This is a genomic window from Streptomyces roseus, assembly GCF_001044425.1.
GTDB lineage: Bacteria > Actinomycetota > Actinomycetes > Streptomycetales > Streptomycetaceae > Streptomyces > Streptomyces roseus.
Map to the genome: position 1 here is coordinate 1 of NZ_LFML01000119.1, position 16,752 is coordinate 16,752.

11 protein-coding genes are annotated in these 16,752 nt (G+C 73.7%); 4 read left to right on the plus strand and 7 right to left on the minus strand.

Annotation, left to right across the window (positions count from 1 at the left end):
* Positions 1-255: 255 nt before the first annotated feature.
* Positions 256-2,985 carry a lantibiotic dehydratase gene (locus ACS04_RS26090; RefSeq protein ID WP_048479224.1) on the minus strand — a complete coding sequence of 910 codons (2,730 nt, stop codon included), beginning with the start codon at positions 2,983-2,985 and terminating at the stop codon, positions 256-258.
* 157 nt (positions 2,986-3,142) lie between these two features.
* Positions 3,143-3,334 carry a thiazolylpeptide-type bacteriocin gene (locus ACS04_RS26095; RefSeq protein ID WP_048479225.1) on the minus strand — a complete coding sequence of 64 codons (192 nt, stop codon included), beginning with the start codon at positions 3,332-3,334 and terminating at the stop codon, positions 3,143-3,145.
* Positions 3,335-3,970: 636 nt separating this feature from the next.
* Here ACS04_RS26095 and ACS04_RS26100 point away from each other — a divergent pair.
* Both ACS04_RS26100 and ACS04_RS26105 read left to right on the plus strand, forming a co-directional pair.
* Positions 3,971-4,762, plus strand: coding sequence for an MIP/aquaporin family protein (locus ACS04_RS26100; RefSeq protein ID WP_078865348.1), 792 nt, complete (start codon positions 3,971-3,973; stop codon positions 4,760-4,762).
* A 346-nt stretch (positions 4,763-5,108) separates the two neighbouring features.
* On the plus strand, positions 5,109-5,513 hold the full coding sequence (locus tag ACS04_RS26105) for an aggregation-promoting factor C-terminal-like domain-containing protein (RefSeq protein ID WP_483414642.1): 405 nt from the start codon (positions 5,109-5,111) through the stop codon (positions 5,511-5,513).
* A 215-nt stretch (positions 5,514-5,728) separates the two neighbouring features.
* Here ACS04_RS26105 and ACS04_RS26110 read toward each other — a convergent pair whose 3' ends face one another.
* Positions 5,729-6,406 carry a response regulator gene (locus ACS04_RS26110; RefSeq protein ID WP_048479228.1) on the minus strand — a complete coding sequence of 226 codons (678 nt, stop codon included), beginning with the start codon at positions 6,404-6,406 and terminating at the stop codon, positions 5,729-5,731.
* Positions 6,403-7,638, minus strand: a complete 1,236-nt coding sequence (locus ACS04_RS26115; RefSeq protein ID WP_048479229.1) for a sensor histidine kinase — start codon at positions 7,636-7,638, stop codon at positions 6,403-6,405. Before ACS04_RS26115 ends, ACS04_RS26110 begins: the two co-directional genes overlap by 4 nt.
* A gap of 268 nt (positions 7,639-7,906) precedes the next feature.
* Here ACS04_RS26115 and ACS04_RS26120 point away from each other — a divergent pair, with 268 nt between their 5' ends.
* Complete coding sequence (locus ACS04_RS26120; RefSeq protein WP_053080948.1) at positions 7,907-10,141, plus strand: MMPL family transporter; 2,235 nt, start codon at positions 7,907-7,909, stop codon at positions 10,139-10,141.
* A gap of 112 nt (positions 10,142-10,253) precedes the next feature.
* On the plus strand, positions 10,254-11,309 hold the full coding sequence (locus ACS04_RS26125) for a helix-turn-helix transcriptional regulator (RefSeq protein WP_048479230.1): 1,056 nt from the start codon (positions 10,254-10,256) through the stop codon (positions 11,307-11,309).
* On the opposite strand, the gene ACS04_RS26130 is transcribed toward ACS04_RS26125, so the two are convergent.
* The 3 genes from ACS04_RS26130 to rph all read right to left on the minus strand — a co-directional run bounded on the left by ACS04_RS26130 (position 11,300) and on the right by rph (position 16,543).
* A complete protein-coding gene (locus ACS04_RS26130; protein WP_048479231.1) occupies positions 11,300-12,280 on the minus strand; it encodes an SDR family oxidoreductase in 981 nt (326 codons plus the stop codon). The genes ACS04_RS26125 and ACS04_RS26130 overlap by 10 nt on opposite strands.
* Before the next feature lie 36 nt (positions 12,281-12,316).
* Positions 12,317-13,780: a beta-propeller fold lactonase family protein gene (locus ACS04_RS35855; protein WP_063839306.1), complete on the minus strand. Its 1,464-nt coding sequence runs from the start codon at positions 13,778-13,780 to the stop codon at positions 12,317-12,319.
* 156 nt (positions 13,781-13,936) lie between these two features.
* Positions 13,937-16,543 carry a rifamycin-inactivating phosphotransferase gene (gene rph / locus ACS04_RS26140; RefSeq protein WP_209441781.1) on the minus strand — a complete coding sequence of 869 codons (2,607 nt, stop codon included), beginning with the start codon at positions 16,541-16,543 and terminating at the stop codon, positions 13,937-13,939.
* Between the last annotated feature and the right edge of the window lie 209 nt (positions 16,544-16,752).

Here is a 16,752-nt window from a genome sequence, read left to right on the forward strand (position 1 = left end):
CGCTCAGCCCGTCCGCGGCGGCCTCCCGCGCGAGGGGCAGCACCGCTTCGCGCAGGAGCGGCGTCTTGACCGGCTCGTAGTGGTAGACGACCACGTCGAGGTCGGTGGCGGCGGGCGCGGCGGGCCGGGCGGTGTCCGGGCGGGTGACCGGGGCGTTCATGGGGTGTCTCCTCGACGGATGACGGACGGAAGGGGAGCGGGACACGCCGGGACGGGTGGCGCGGGCGGGGCGGGGGGCGGGGCCGGCACGGGGGTTCAGTCCGACCGGGCGGGGCGTGCGGGCCGGTACGTCTCGGTGACGAGCTCCACGGCATGCGCGGGCCGGCTCCGGCCGCCGAAGACGGGCAGTGCTTCCTCCAACACCACCCCGCGCGGATGGCGGGCCAGCCAGCCGGAGAGGCAGCGCAGGTGCAGGGCGTTGCCCAGGTCGAGGGCCTGCGGCTTCGGCGCGCCCAGACTCCGTACGAAGTCCTCGGCGGGCCGCCCGGCGGCGGGCTGCGGAACGGCGTGCAGGAACAGCTGTTCGGGGAGTTGCAGCAGGGCCCGCCAACGGGCCGCGGCGGCGGCCGGGATCACGTCCGGGTCGGCCGCGAGGTCGGCGCGGAGCGCGGCGAGCACCCCTGCGGGCAGGTGCCAGCGCCGGCGCGCGAGTACCGCGTGGCGGTGCCGCAGCCGGGGTGTTCGCCGCACCTCACCGCCGGGGGCGGCCAGGGTGTGGCGGGGGAGGAGCCGCCGGAAGTCGACGACGCCGCCCGGATGGTCGCAGAGGAACGGTGCGAGGCGCTGCGGCAGCATGACCGGGGCGAGGAAGCCGAGGTAGAGGACGTCGAGGGGTTCGCCGGTCGCCCGCAGCCGCAGCCGGAGCTGGTCGCGGGCCGTGTCGTGGACCAGCTCCACGTCGGCTTCGGCGAACGTGCTCCGCAACCGGTCGGGGCCGATCTCCTCGTCGACCAGCAGCGGATGGAGATTGGCGTTGAAGCCCCCGACCGGCCGGATCTGGGCGGCCCGGGCGCCGTCGCCCAGACCGCGGCGGATCGCGCGGGACACCTGGGCGGCGGCGCCCGGGGGCAGGTCGTCGAGGAAGCGGCTGGTGAAGCGGCCCCAGCCGCCGTACACGTGGTTGACGCAGAGCAGGCCGCCGGGGAGGGCCCGTTGGACGAACCACGCGTAGCTCAGCGGGCGGGCGGAGGTCCAGCCGGGCAGCCGGCCGGCGAGTCCGCGGACCTCCTCGGCGGGCAGGACGAGCTCCTCGGCCGGGCCGCCGGGCGAATCCGCTGCCGCTTCCCGTACCCGCCGGGTGAACTCCTCGCGCAGAGAGGCGAGTTGTGCCAGCTCGCGGGGGAGTCCCGGGTCGTCGGACGGCCGGACGGCGAGGCGCGCGGCCTCCTCCCACGCGGAAGCCGTGTCGGGGCCGAACTCCCAGGGCGTCGGGCAGGTCCCCCCGCGCCCGTAGCGGGCGACGAAGCGCTCCAGTGCCGCTCGCCGCATCAGGTGGCCCAGGTCGAACAGCTCCGCCAGGGCGGTCAGTTCGCCGAGAACGGTCCGGTCCGCGCCGGTCAGGCGGTCGGCGGGAGCCAGGTCCTCGCCGGTCCGCGCCCCGGACCGGCGGGTCGGCACGGTGGTTGCGGTGGGCGCGGGCCCGGCGGAGGAGCCCACGTCGTCGGAGCCCGTGTCGTCGGACCCCGCCCCGTCGGAGAGCACGTCCTCGGAGAGCACGGTCAACGGGGCGGCATCGGCCGGTACGGGCCGGCCGGCGTCGGCCAGCAGGCAGCGCCAGCGCTCCGCCAGTTCGGCCAGCAGGGCGGGCCGCTCCGGCGCCCGGGCGTTCGAGAACCCGGCGGTGTCGGCGGCGAGCCGCTCCACCCGGTCGGCCAGGGCCGCGTCCTGCGGCCACCGGCGCAACCAGTCGGCCAGCGCACGCAACGGGTACGGGTGCTGCGGATCGACGGGGTCCACCGGGACCAGCAGACCGCCGTCGGCGAGCTGGTCGAGGAAGCGCACGACGGCGGGGTCGGTGCCGGCGCGGCCGAGGACGGGGCCGAGCCGCGCCGCGAGCCCGTCGAGGGGCGCGGGCTCGGCCGCCAGCGCGTCGAGCGCCGTCAATGCCGGGCGGACGGCCAGTTCGACCGACTCCTCGTGGGTGATCAGGTACCGGCCGCCCGCGAAGAGCGTGTGGTCCCGCGTGTACAGGGCCCGCCCGTCGGCGGTGTGCCGCGCACTGCTGGTCATGCGGTGGGCGAGGGTGCGCCGGCGGCGAGGTGCGTCGACCAGTGCGGCGGCGAGTGCCTCGACGAGCGCCCGGTGCTCGCGCACCACGGACCGCGGCGCCGTTCGCGGCCGGTCCGCCGGGCCGGGGCCGCCGGACCAGCCCACGGCGGTGAACCACGACAGCGGGCTGGTCTTCGTACTGGCGCGCAGGGCGTGCCGCAGCACCGAGGGCTCCTCCTTGCGGGCCCTGCGCCCGCCTTCGTCCCGGGCGGCCCGGGACACCGCGCGCAGCAGGTCGGCGCTGGTGAGGGCGACGGCCCGGGTGAAGGCGGGGGAGCGGCACAGCTGCGCGAGGGCCGAACGCTCGGCGGCCAGGGCGTCGGGGGCGGCGGCCGCCAGCTCCGTGAGGAGGGCGGCGCGGAGCCCGCACAGGTCCAGCCAGGCCCCGAGCCGGGGCACCCGTACGGGCAGATCGGCGAGGCGGGCCAGCAGGGCGGGACGCGGGACGCGGCCGTTGTGCAGCGCCCGGCGCAGCGGGAGCACCACCTGGCGGTGGAACTCCTCGTCGTGCCCCGGCCGGGAGGCGAAGAGGTCGTCGCACAGGTCCGCACGCAGTGCGTCCTGCTGTGCCGTGAGGGCGGTGAGCCGGTCGAGCAGGTCCCGCAGCCGGGCGCCCTCCGCCGACCGTGCGGGGTACGGGGTCACCGTGGTGCGGACCAGCGCGTACGGGACGGTGCGGGCGGGAGCCACCGCCGTCGGGCGAGCGGTCCCCGGCACGGGCGCGACGCGTTGCGGTGCGACTGGCTGGGCGGGGTACGGCAAGGCGGGCTCCCGTGGTGCGGTCTGGGCCAGTGAGCTGTCCTCCGGCTCGGGCCGCCGCCCGCGCGGCCGGCCCGGGTGGGCCGGCCGCGCGGGAGCGGTCTCGTCACGGCCGTCAGACGTTGGGCGTCTCCACCTGCGGCTGGGCGCAGGAGGACGAGCCCTGACAGGAGCAGGAGCCCCAAGAGGCCCCGTTCTCGGGCAGCGCGGCGGTGTCGCTGAGCGCGGTGACGGTCAGCTCGCTGAGGTCGAGGTCCAGGTCCAGGTCGAGGTCGTCGTACCCGGGGGTGGCGGAGTTTTCGGACATGCGGATTTCCTCTCGGTTCTGAGGGACTGCGGTACCGCGAAGACGGCGCCGGTGGCCGGCGCCCGCGGGGGACGGGCGAAGTGCCCCTGGGGAAACAGATGGTTCGTGGTCAGGTCCATCTGGGTGAGCGGGGTGGCGCAGAACGAGTCTCCGCGCAGTCGGGATCGACGGCAACTGCCCATGTCACGTTGGCCAGTTGTCTCGTCATGTCCGTCACTTCACGGCAGACCGCCGGTCTCCGGCCGGCGGCCGTGCGGGCCGCGCCCGCCCGGGGGAGCCATCGCGATCGCCGCTCGTGGCCGCGGCCACGGAGGCCGGAACAGTCGGTTCCGTCGAGCGGCGGGGAAGGCCGGCGGGCGCTGTGCACCGCCGGCTCGGGGCATGGCGTACCGGCCAATCTCCCGCCACCGACCCATCGCGCCGGGGCGGCGGCCGCACTCGCTCCCGCGCCGCGGCCACCCCCTCCCGAGCCGCGCACCCGTACGCACCCGTACCGCCATACCGCCTGATTCGTCCGCGCCCGGCCCCGGCCGTCGGCGTGTACGCGCGTCCCGCGGCTGGCGGTGGCGCACGCTTCCTCGACGGGCACTTCGTGCGCACACGCGAACGCCGCAGTCCCGACCGAGGGGAGAGAACATGAGCGGAGCCAAGACGTCCAGGACCGGTTCCCCGGCCGCTTCACCCGGAACGCGCGCGGGATCCGGCCCGGCGCCCGTGTGGACCGGGCCCGCCCGCGACGGCTGGCCCTTGTACGAGTTCGCCCTGACGGCGACGCTGATGTTCGCCGTGGTCACGGTCATGCGCTGGGTACTCGATCCGGCCTCCCCGCTCGTCCTCGCGGACCTGCGCACGGCCCTCCTCGTGGTGGGTGCGATCACCGGGACGATGGTCTTCGGGCTGATCCGCTCCCCGTGGGGACGTCTTTCCGGCGCGCACATGAATCCCGCGATCACCCTCGCCCTGTGGCGGCTGAAGGCCTTCCCCGGCCGGAGCGTGGCGGTGTACGTCCTCGCGCAGCTGAGCGGTTCGTTCGCCGGGACGGTACTGGCCCGCCTGGCCTGGGGGCCGGCGGTCGCCCGGGTCGGCTACGGCGCCGTGGCCGCGGCGCCCTCGTGGAACGGCTGGGCCGTCTTCGCGGCCGAGGGCGCCTGCCTGGTCCTCATCACCCTCATGATCGGCTTCTTCCTCGCGCGCCCGGCCCGAGAGCGGTGGTTCCCCTGGGTCCTGGCGCTCCTCGTCTGCGCGATCATCGCGGTTCTGGGCCCCCTCAGCGGCGGCGCGGCCAACCCCGCCCGCCAATTCGGGCCCGCGCTCATGTCCGGAACCACCACCGGCCTGTGGATCTACCTCCTGGCGCCCGCCCTGGGAGCCGCTCTGGGCGCCGCCGCCCACCGCCGGATCTCTCCCTCAAAGGGGTACGGCCGGTGACGTTCGGTGAGATCCGGGGGGTCCCGGGGTGAGGCGTCCCATAGGGCGCAGGTCACATACGAGGCGAGTTAGGAGCTGTCAGAGGCGGCTCCGCGACCCTCTCGCGGAGGTTCCCACCTGCATTGACGCCGGCGCGGTCGAGGGTGTCGGCGGGACGGCCGGCTGCGTAGGCGGGTAGTAGGCGGGGCCTTTGCCAGGGTGCCGGGGGCTGAGTAGAACTGGATGTGTCGCCAGGCGGCCCGGGCGGATCGCCCGCCGCTGACGAACCCCTCTCCACCGTGTGAGTGGCTCACGCATGCCTTCGGCGTGCGGCGACCGTTCTTGTCCCCGTCGGAAGGTTTCCTCCGTGTCGAAGTCCGTCATCCGCCGCATCGCCGCTTCCAAGAAGACCCTTACCGGTTCGATCGTCGCCCTGGGCGTCGCCGGCACCATGCTCGCCACGGTCCCCGCCCAGGCGGCCCCGACGAGTGCCAAGGCGATCGCCCAGCAGATGATCAAGGACCCGGCGCAGTTCGCGGCGTTCAACAACATCGTTTACCGCGAGAGCGGCTGGAACCACACCGCCACCAACGCCTCCTCCGGCGCCTACGGCCTGGTCCAGGCCCTGCCGGCCTCGAAGATGGCCTCCGCGGGCTCGGACTGGAAGACCAACCCGGCCACCCAGATCAAGTGGGGCCTGGACTACATGAACTCCCGCTACGGCAGCCCCGTCGGCGCCTGGAACTTCTGGCAGGCCCACCACTGGTACTAAGCCACCAGTGACCGCCCGACGACGCGGGCACCACACGCACACATACGCGAGACGCTCACCGGAACCCGGCCGAGCGTCTTTTGCGTTTTCGCGGCCCAAAAGCGGCGTGACCGCCGGGCGTCGGGCGGACCGTGCAGGGCCCGGTGAACATGCCTGTCGTCGACCCCGACGAGGATCGGCCCGGCCGGCCCGGTCGGGGCGCCGCTCGCACCAGGTCAGCCGCTGCGGTGCCCCGCCGCCACGAGTCCCGACTCGTACGCCGCGATCACCGCCTGGGCGCGATCGCGGACGCCGAGTTTCGTGAAGACGCCCGTGATGTGGTTCTTGACCGTGGAGACGCTGATCTCCAGGTCATCGGCGATCTCCGCGTTGTCGAGCCCGGTCGCCATCAGCTGCCAGATCTCCAGCTCGCGGGGGGTGAGGCCGTCCGGGGCGGCTGCCGTCGCCGTTGCCGTCGGGCGCGGCCGCGCGGAGGACCGTACGTACGTGGAGATCAGTCGCGTGAGCAGGCGGGGCGCGACGGCGGCCTCGCCCGTGTGGACGGTGTGGACCGCTGCGATGAGCTCCTCCGGGGAGATGTCCTTCGGAAGGAAGCCGTACGCGCCGGCGCGCAGGGCGGCGACCACGTATTCGTCCATGTCGAAGGTGCTGAGGGCCAGGACGCGCGATTCCGGCAGCGTCCGCGCCAGCTCCTCGGTGGCCTGGACTCCGTCGAGGACGGGCATCCGGATGTCCATGACGACCACGTCGGGCCGCAGTTCGTGGGCCAGCGCGACCGCCCGGGCGCCGTCCTCGGCCTCGCCCACCACCTCGAACGCCGGGTCGGGCGCCAGGATCAGGGCCAGGCCACGCCGTACCAGAGGCTGGTCGTCGGCTATGAGCACACGGATCATCCGCGCAGGTCCTCTCGGTCTCCCCCCGGGTCGGCCGCCGGGAGCCTGGCCGCCACCCTGAATCCGCCGCCCTCGTGCGAGCCGGTCTCCAGGGTGCCGCCTTGCAGCGCGACGCGTTCCCGCATTCCGATCAGACCGTACCCGCTGCCGGCGCCCGCCCGCGAAGCCCCGGTCCGCGAGGCCCCTGCCCGCGAGGCCCCCGGCCGGGGCCCGCCCGCGCCGTCGTCGCGCACCTCCACCTCGACGCCCTCCGCTCCGTAAGTCAGCCGTACGTGGGCACGGGCTCCGACCGCGTGCTTGCGGGCGTTGGTCAGCGCCTCCTGGACGATGCGGAACACCGTCAGCCCGACGGTCGGCGGCAGCGGGCGGGCGGTACCCCGCACGGTGAACTCGGTGGGCGTGCCGGCCAGCCGGGACTCGGAGATGATCCGGTCGAGGTCCCCGGTCCCGGGCTGCGGTGCCGGAGGCGTCTGATCCGGTTCCTCCCCGGCCCGCAGGACGTCCAGGAGCTGCCGCATCTCCCGCAGCGCCATCCGCCCGGAGTCCTCCAGCGTGACCAGGGCCTCGCGGGCGACGTCCGGGTCGTGCGCGAGGTTGGCCCGGGCGCCGCCGGCCATCAGCTGCATGGTGGTGATGTGGTGCGCGACGATGTCGTGCAACTCGCGCGCGATCCGCCGGCGTTCCTCGGCCACCGCCCGGTCCGCCAGCAGGGTGCGCTTGGCATCGGACTCCCGCTGCCAGCGCCGGACCACCAGCCCGGTGCCGACGATGAGCACCACCGCGACCGTGTTGCCGAGCAGTCCCGTCAGGACGGAGGAGTCACCGTAGCTACCGCTGATCATCGTGACCGGTACGGTCGCGACGGCGACCACGGCGGTGACCACGGGGCCGCGCAGGCGGGTCACCGTATACAGCGCGACCATGTAGGCGGCGGAGAAGTGCGGGCCCTGCGGGGTGGTCAGGTTCATCGCGGCGCCGAGCGCGAGGACGGCGCACAGCACCGTCACGGGCCTGGCCCGGCGGGCCAGCAGGCAGACCGCGCCCAGGACCACGAGGACGAGGGCCTGCACCGTGAGGGGCCGGCCGTCGTCCGCGGCGCCGAGCGAATAGCCGATCAGGTCGTTCACGGCCGCCCCGATGGCCACGAGCGCGTCATTGCGGCTCCAGTCGAAGACCGGTCCGCGCGCCTTCGCCCCTCCGTCGCCGTCCCGGCGCCCACTGCGTATCGGCATGCCCGCCGGTCCCCCTCCGTCACCGGCCCGCCGGATCCGTACCGGGGCACCGCCATTCGCGTACGGGAACCATTCTCGCAGCGGCGCTGCGGTGGGCTCCCAGCCCGCAGGGGGAGCCCGGACCAGGACTTTGGTCCTGGTCCGGGGGGTGCGCCGGACCGCGGTCCCGGGTGCGGGTTCCTTCCCGGTCACGACGTTTCGCGGCGCGGGCGCTGATGAGCTGGACGACGTCCGGGAACACCCGGTCGATCGAGTTACGGAGGACCCTGTGATCCGCGCCCTGACCGGCTTCGCCACCCGAAGTCCCTGGAAGGTCATCGCCCTCTGGGCGGTGCTGGGCATTGCCATGACAGTCCTCGGCCAGGCGTTCCTCTTCCGCGCCACCCAGCCCAGCGTGGGCGAGTTCCTGCCCGCCACCTACGATTCGGCGGCCGCGCTGGAGATCGCCGAGGAGCACTTCGGCTTCAAGCCCGACGCCAACCCGCTCACCATGCTGGTGGCCCGGGCGGACGGGGCGAAGCTGACCGGGTCCGACGAGCGCAGGATCGACGCCGAGGCCGCGAAGCTCGCACGGCGCGAGGTGGCGATGCCGAAGACGGAGGACACGCTGCCCATGGCCGAGGACCACACCCAGGTCCCGAGGGTCAGCCCGGCGATGACCGCCCCGGACCGGAGCTTTCGGCTGCTGTCGGTCGAGCTGACCGGCAATCCCATGGACCCCGGGATGCAGGACCTGTACCGGGCCTTCCGGGACCAGGCCCGCGCCGAGTTCACCGAGGCCGGGCTGCGGACCGGGTTCACGGCCGGGCTCGCGGACAGCGTGGACACCGCCGACGCCGAGAAGACCCGCTCCATGATCATCGGCATCGCCATGCTCGCGGTGATCGTGCTGCTGCACGTGATGGTGTTCCGCAGCCTCCTCGCGGCACTGCTGCCGCTCCTCGTCGTGTCGGTGATCGGCGGCGCGGCCGCCGGGGTGGTGGTCGGGACCTCCCTGCTCACCGGCATCCGACTCGACGCCTCGACCCCGCAGTTGATCAACGTGGTGCTGATCGGGATCGGGATCGACTACTTCCTCTTCCTGCTGTTCCGCTTCCGTGAGCAGCTGCGCAGCCGGCCCGAGCAGACCGGGCGCGCCGCGGCGGCCGAGGTCGCCGGCCGGGTCGGCACGGCGGTCACCTCCGCGGCGCTGACCATCGTCGCCGCGTTCTCCACCCTCGCGGTCGCGTCCTTCGGCCAGTTCCGGGTGCTCGGCCCGGCGATCGCCGTGTCCGTGCTCGTGATGCTGCTGGGCAGCCTCACCCTGATGCCTGCACTGCTGGCCGTCAGCGGGCGGAAGATGTTCTGGCCCTCGCGCGGCCTGCGCCGCGAGCCCCCGGAGGGGATGGCCGGGCGGGTGGGCCGCCGGGTGGCCGCGCGTCCGGTGACGATGGTGCTCGCCTCGCTGGCCCTGCTCGGCGCGCTGGCCGCGGGCCTGGCCGGGATGCACACCGACTACGGGCCCGGCGGCGGAGGCGACGCGAGTACGGCCGCGGCGCGCACGGCGGCCGAGATCTCGCGCTCCCTGCCCGCCGGGGTCTCGGAACCCACCACCGTGTTCGTCACCGCCTCCGGCGGCGGCAAGGTCGCGACCGGGTCGCTGGGCGGGCTCTCGAAGGCGCTCGCAGCGATCGACGGCGTGGGCCAGGTCGCCCCGGCCGTACCCAGCCAGGACGGCAGGGCGGCGCGCATCGACGTGTTCCTGACCGCCGATCCGCAGGGACAGCAGGCCCGCGACCTGGTGTCCGGACCGCTCCGGGACGCGGTGGCCGCGCACCGGCCCGCCGGCACGGAGGCCCACGTGGGCGGTACGGCGGCGCTCTTCGCCGACATCTCGTCCGCCGTGTCCGGCGACCTGAAGCTGGTCTTCCCGGTGGCCGCGGGCCTGATCGCGCTCATCCTGGTCCTGCTCCTGCGCAGTCTGCTCGCCCCCCTGGTCCTGATGGTCTCCGTCGGCCTGGGCTTCGTGGCCACCCTCGGCGCCTCCGCGCTCGTCTCCCAGAACCTCCTGGACCGGCCCGGGGTGAACTTCATGCTGCCGCTGGTGCTGTTCCTGTTCGTGGTCGCGCTGGGCACCGACTACAACATCCTGATCAGCGACCGGATACGGGAGGAGATGGAGAAGCCCGGTCCGGCCCGGGCGGCCGTGGCGCGGGCGGTACGGCACACCGCTCCGGCCATCGCGACGGCCGGCCTGGTCCTGGCCGCGTCGTTCGGCAGCCTGGCCGTCAACCCCAATCCGGGCACGCAGGAGATCGGCTTCGCGACGGCGCTCGGGATCATGTTGTCGGCGTTCCTCCTGTCGATCGTGCTGGTTCCGGCACTGGCGGCGCTGCTGGGCCGCTCGATCTGGTGGCCGGTCCGGCCGCGGCGCACCGACCACCGCGCCGAGGTGAACGGGTACGGCGACACCGGGCACTTCGGTTCGGCCGAGGACAAGGAGCGGTCGGTTCCGGTGGGCTGACCGGGCTCAGGGGCTAAGGCACCCGAAGGCGCCGGCGCCGGTCCACGGACCGCCGCCGAGGCGGTCAGGGCAGGAACCACACGGGTGACCGGCCGTCCGTGATCCTTGGAGCATGCGCGCCGCCCGCCTGATCCGTATGGCCCTCCTCATCCAGTCCACCCCCGGCCAGACCGCGGCCGCCCTCGCCCGCACACTGGAGGTCTCCGAGCGGACCGTGATCCGCGACGCCCAAGCCCTGCAGGAGGCCGGCATCCCGGTCCGGGCCGAGCGCGGCCGCGCCGGCGGCTACTTCCTGGCCCCCGGCCACCGGACCCGTCTCACCACCCTGAACCCGAACGAGGCCGGGACGCTGTTCTTGTCGGGGCTGCCGTCGGCCCTGCGGGACCTCGGGCTGTCGGCCGCGGCGGACACCGCCCGGCTGAAGCTGACCGCGACCCTGCTCCCGTCCCTACGCGAGGCCGCCGAATCCTCGGTACGCCGCTTCCACCTCGACGCACCCGCCTGGTTCCGCGAACCGCCCACCCCCGACGTCCTGCCCGAGCTGGCCCGCGCCGTGTGGGCCGACCGGGCCGTCGAACTCTCCTACACGAGGCCGGGGCGCGACGGCGGCGCGCCCGCGCCGGTGTCCCGGGTCGTGGAGCCGTACGGACTCGTCCTGAAGGCCGGTACCTGGTACCTCGTGGCGCGCATCCCCCGCGGGGCGAACCGCGACGGCGGCTGGCGCACCTACCGCGTCGACCGCGTCACGGCCCTGACCCCCGCCGCCGACCGGGACGAGCCGTTCGTCCGCGACCCGTCCTTCGACCTGGCCGCGCACTGGGAGGAACGCTCCGCCGCCTTCGCCCGTACGCTGCTGCGCACCACCGTGCGGGTGAAGCTCACCGCACGGGGACTGCGCCGGCTGCCCTTCGTCGCGGACGGGGCCGCCATCGGGGACGCCCTGGCCTCCGCGACGGCCCCGGACCCCTCCGGCCTGGTCACCCTGGACCTGCCGACGGAGTCCGAGGAGGTCGCCTTCGACCAGCTGGCCCGGCTCGGCGCGGACGCCGAGGTACTGGCCCCGGCCGCACTGCGCGCCCGCTTCCGCGAGCAGGCCTCGGCCCTGGCCGCCCGCTACGGCGCGGCCGAACCGGACGACGGGCGGAGGTCGGGCGTGCGTCAGCGGTAGTCCTCGGCGGAGCCGTCCCTCCCGCCGTACACGACGTCCTCGAAGTACGCCCAGACGTCCGGCCGGCTGCCGTCCACGTCCCGCACCCCGTACGCCTTGGCGAGCTCACTGCTGGAGGTGGACCTGCCGTTCCACCGCTCCGCGCGATCCGGATCGGCGGCCAGCGCCGCGACCGCGCGGGCCAGGAACCAGGGGGATTCCGCGATCGCGAAAGCCGGGTCCCGGGCGATCGCGTCGCGCCAGTTCTCCTCGGTCACCCCGAAGTGGGCGAGCATCTGCTCCGAGCGCAAGAAGCCCGGCGAGACCGCCACCGCGGCGCCCCCGTACTCCGCCAGCTCCTGGCCCAGCCCGAACGCGAGCCGGATCGGGGCGTTCTTCGCCAGGTCGTAGTACATGTTCTCGCGGTAGCGGCGGTTGAAGTGCGCGGTGCCGTCGGTGACCTCCACGTGCAGCGGCGCATCCGAACGGATCAGCAGCGGCAGCAGCAGCGCCGCGGTGATCACGTGCGAACGGGCGCCGAGCTCCAGGATCCGCAGGCCGTCCGCGAGCGGGGTCTCCCAGCTCTTCTTCCCGAACACCGACCTCGCCAGGAGGTGCTCGCCGCCCCACAGGTCGTTGACCAGGATGTCGAGCCGCCCCCGCTCGCGGTCGATCCGCTCCGCGAGGGCCCGTACCTGCTGTTCGTCGAGGTGGTCGGTGGGCACCGCGATGCCGGTGCCGCCGGCCGCGGTGACCAGCTCGGCACTCTCCTCGATCGTCTCCGTGGTCCGGCCCACCTCACTGACACGCGTCCGGGTCGTGCGGCCGGTGACGTACACCGTCGCTCCCGCCCGGCCCAGCTCGACGGCCTGGGCCCGGCCCGCACCGCGCGTGGCCCCCGCGACGAGCGCGATCCGGCCGGCGAGCGGACGGGCCGGGCCCTCGTGTCCCGCCCGGCCCGCGCTCTGCTTGGTCTTCTCCTCGTTCTCCATGACACTCATCGTTCACGTCAAACCTGACAGAACACGTCACCTTTTCCGATCCGTGCGCTGCGCCGCCGCGCGTCGGTCCGTACAGGTCGTCGCGGTGGCGACCGCGTGGGTCTCGTCGCCGGTGAACGTCGCGGTGTAGCAGTCGTCGTCGTCCGGCCTGCCCCGGACCGCGCACGTGGCCCGGCCGCGGCTGTCGGTCGTATCGGCGCACAACACGTCGGTGTCGCGGGTGAACAGGACGCTTCCGTCCTCCAGGGGCCTGCCGCCCACGGTCAGCCGGGCCTTCAGGGTGAGACCGCGATCGCCCTGGACGCCCGGCGACTCCTTCCCGTTGCCGTGCCCGTTCTCGTTCCCGTGCCCGTTTTCGTGCCCGTTTTCGTGACCCTTGCCGGTCCGCTCCGCGGTCAGCGTCAGGCTCGTCGGGGTCGCACCGACCCCTCTGGTTCCGACCGCCACTCCCAAGGGGATGGCGAAGCCGCCGATGGTGCGGGTGACCGTCCGGGTGGCGGTGTCGATCACGGAGACGGAGTTGTCCATGGAACCGGTGACGTACGCGTGCGCGCCGTCCGGGGCGAGGGCCACGCCGAGGGGTTCCTCCCCGACGGGGACGGTGGCGATGACGGCCGGCGGGTTGGCGGTGGTGTCGATCACCGACACGTTGTCCGTGCTGAAGTTCGCGACGTAGGCACGGGTGCCGTCCCGGCTCACCGCCACGTCGGCGGGGCTCGTGTCGTTCCCGATGGGGACGGTGAAGCGGACGGTGTCGGTCGCGGTGTCGATCACCGACACCGTGCCGTCGCCGAAGTTGGTGACGTACACGCGCGCACCGTCCGGACTCGTCGCCACACCCTGCGGGAGCTGGCCCACGGGGACGGCGGCCAGGAGGGTGTCGGTGGTGGTGTCGACCACCGCCACGGTCCCGTCCAGGAGGTTGGCGACGTACGCGCGCGTGCCGTTCGGGGCGATCGCCACGTCCTGGGGGCGGGTGCCGACGTGAACGGTGGCGATGACGGACGGCGGGACCTCGTCGGCGGTGATCACCGTCATGTTGTTCGAGATGGTGTTGGTGACGTAGGCGCGCGTGCCGTCCGGGCTGACCGCCACGCCCACGGGGTTGTCGCCGACGGGTACGGAGAGGGATCCGCCCACGGCGGGAACGACCAGCGACACCGTGTCGGACAGCCTGTTGGCGACGAAGACGAGGCTGCCGTCCGGACTGACCGCCACGCCGTTGGGGTCGTCACCCACGTCGATGGTGGAGGTGACGGTGTTGTCGGCGGTGTCGATGACCGACAGGCTGCCCGCGAGGCCGTTGGCGACGTAGGCGAAGGTTCCGGCAGGCGCGGGGACGGGCCGCGTCGTCGCCGAGGCGCTCGGGACGACGGCCGTGGCCAGCAGCGCCAGTCCCGCGAACCCGACCCTGGCCGGCGCCCACCACGCGCCCCCGCCCCGCCGCGCCCGCCCCCGTCCGGACGTGTCCGAGACCGCGATACCCGACATCAAGACCTCCCGCAGCGCGCGACAGCGACGTACGATCCCTGCGCGGCCGACGCTAGGCAGCGCGAGCACCCCGTGCCCGGCCCCACGCCCACGGCCGAGGACCATACGGCCCACCCGAGTACCCCGAACGGCCGCGCGCCCCGCGGGGGCGCGCCGTCACGGCAGGATTTCCACGTACCCGTCGGTTCCGTGCACGCGGATGCGCTGTCCGTCCCGGATGAGCCGGGTGGCCCGCTCCACGCCCACGACGGCCGGCAGGCCGTACTCGCGGGCGATCACCGCGCCGTGGGTCATCAGGCCGCCCACCTCCGTCACCAGGCCCGCGATCGCGACGAACAGCGGCGACCAGCTCGGGTCGGTGAAGGGCGTCACCAGGATGTCGCCCTCTTCGAGATCGGCGTCCGCCATGTCGAGGATGACGCGGGCCCTCCCCTCGACGGTCCCGGCGGAGACGGGTACACCCACCAGGGCGCCGGCCGGTACGTCATCGCGCCGGTACGCCCCGGTGAGGGCCTCGCCGTCCGAGGTGAGCACCCGGGGCGGAGTGAGCGCGTGGTACGAGCGGAAGGCCTCCTTGCGTCGCTGGAGGAGTTGCGGGTCGTCCAGCCGGTTCGCGCGCACGACGTCGTGGAACTCCCGGAAGGTGAGGTAGAAGACGTCCTCCCGCTCGGGGATCACGCCCGCCCGCACGAGGCGCTCGGCCTCCTCCAGCAGGGCCCGCTTGTAGACGAAGTAGCGGCTGATGATCGCGTACTTGGGGTACTCCCGGTATCCGATGAAGGTTCTGACCCGGTCGATCATCGCTTTGGTCTCTTCGGCCTTGCGCTCGCCGTCGGGCAGGGCCCGCAGCCGGGACAGCACCTCCCGCTCCTTCGCCCGTGCCTTCTCCAGGCCTTGCTCGAAGCGGTGGCGGGCCGCCCCCGGCTCGAAGTTCCTCACGTTGTCGAGGATCACCGGCACGAGCGTGCCCGGTCGCTCGCGCCACCGCGGCCTCGTGATGTCGATCTCGCCGACGCAGCGCATGCCGTACCGGTCGAGGTAGGCCTCGACGGCGTCGCGTGCTTCGGCCCCGCCGGGCAGCTTCGCCAGCCCGTCCGGGAAGTCCTCGTCCCGGACGGCCTCCAGGAACGCCACCACCTGCGGATGCGGGCGGATCACGTCCGCGACGTCGAGCAGCGCCAGGCCCATCTCCGACGTGATGTTGCCGGGGGCGGAGAGCGTCAGCGTGTCGGCCGCGTTCTTCTCGCCCAGCCACTCCCGCAGCTTGTCGTTGAGCCACCACGTGGCCTCCATCCCGGCCATGACGGTCCGGATGCTGAGCGGATCGGCGAGCGCTCGCCGGTGCTCCTCGAAGGCCTCCAGCAGGAACTCGAAGAGCGCCGGTCCGCTCTTCGTCCGGATGTCGCGCTCCAGGGCGGCGATGGACGCCTCGCTGCGCTCGATCAGCCCGGCGACCAGGGCAGGATCGGTCTCGATCGGGGCGGGCGCCCCACCGGGCGGCGGCCCGCCGGGACCGGCGTCCGGGAGCACCGGCACGAAGCCCTCGCGGTCGAGCACGGTCTCCAGGGCGTCCCTGATCAGCGGATCGCCCTTGCCCATGGCGTCCAGAAGTCCGGCGCGGCTCGCGGGCGAAGCCAGGCGCCGGGTGACGTCGACGAACAGCCGGCCGCCGGCCTCGTGCATCTCCACCATGGCCGTGAGCTGCCACATGGAGTACCCGAGGGGCTTCATGGGGTCGGTCATCATCTGCCCGTGGCCGACGGAGACGTAGACGTGGTTCTCCCCGTCGTCGCTCTCCGGGACGGGGAACAGCGTCGTGATCGGCCGGCTCTGCACGATCTCGAACTCGTCGTCGACCAGGCACCATTCGATGTCCTGGGGGCTGCCGAAGTGCGCTTCGATCCGCCGCCCGAGCCCTGCCAGCCGTACGGCCTGCGCATCCGTCAGCGCCGGCTGTTCCCGCCGCCGCGCGTCGACCTCCACTTCCCGCGTCCCGCCGTCCGGCAGGGCGGTCACCTCGAGCTGCTTGGCGGCGATCGCCTTGGCGACGACCTCGCCGTCCCGCACCGTGAAGACGTCGGGGTTCACCAGGCCGGAGACCAGGGCCTCGCCGAGCCCGAAGCCGGCGTCCACGGTGGCGGCCTTCCGGTCGCCCGTGACGGGGTCGGCCGTGAACAGGATGCCGGACGCCTGCGGGAACACCATCCGCTGCACCACCACGGCCATGTGGACCGTACGGTGGTCGATGCCGTTGCGCTGCCGGTAGGCCACGGCCCGCTCGGTGAACAGCGAGGCCCAACACCGGCTGATGTGCCGGAGGATCGCCTCCGGCCCCATCACGTTCAGGTACGTGTCCTGCTGGCCGGCGAAGGAGGCCGTCGGCAGGTCCTCCGCCGTCGCGCTGGACCGGACGGCGTACGAGGCCTGCTCGCCGAACCCGGCCAGCGCCTGCGAGATCGCCGCCGCGACATCGTCCGGGACGGGGGTGTCCTCGATGGTCCGGCGCGTGCGCGCGCCGAGGGTGCGGATCGCCTCCCGGTCGTCCGGGTTCACGCGGGACAGCTCGTCGAGCAGATCGGCGATCGACGGAGCCTGCGCCAGCATCCGCCGGAAGGCGTACGTCGTCACGCAGAAGCCGCGCGGCACCCGGACGCCCTCGATCCGCGACAGCCCGCCCAGGTGCGCGCCCTTGCCGCCGACAAGCGCGGCCTGCGTTTCGCCGACCTCGTCGAGGGCCAACACGTACCGCTCGCGCTCGCTCATCACGACACCTCCGAGGCGGCCGCGCCCGCCCTCGTCCCGATGTTCCTCCGGTACTTCGCCAACAGCACACGCACGTCGTGCCCTCATTTCCGCAGGTGGTGGCATCGGCCGTTGATTCTGCGCCGTGACCGGGGCCTTGTGGCAAGCCCCCCTGTGCGCTATATGTTGAGAGTGGCAAGGAGAGGTCTCTCCTTGCCTCCGCTTTTTCT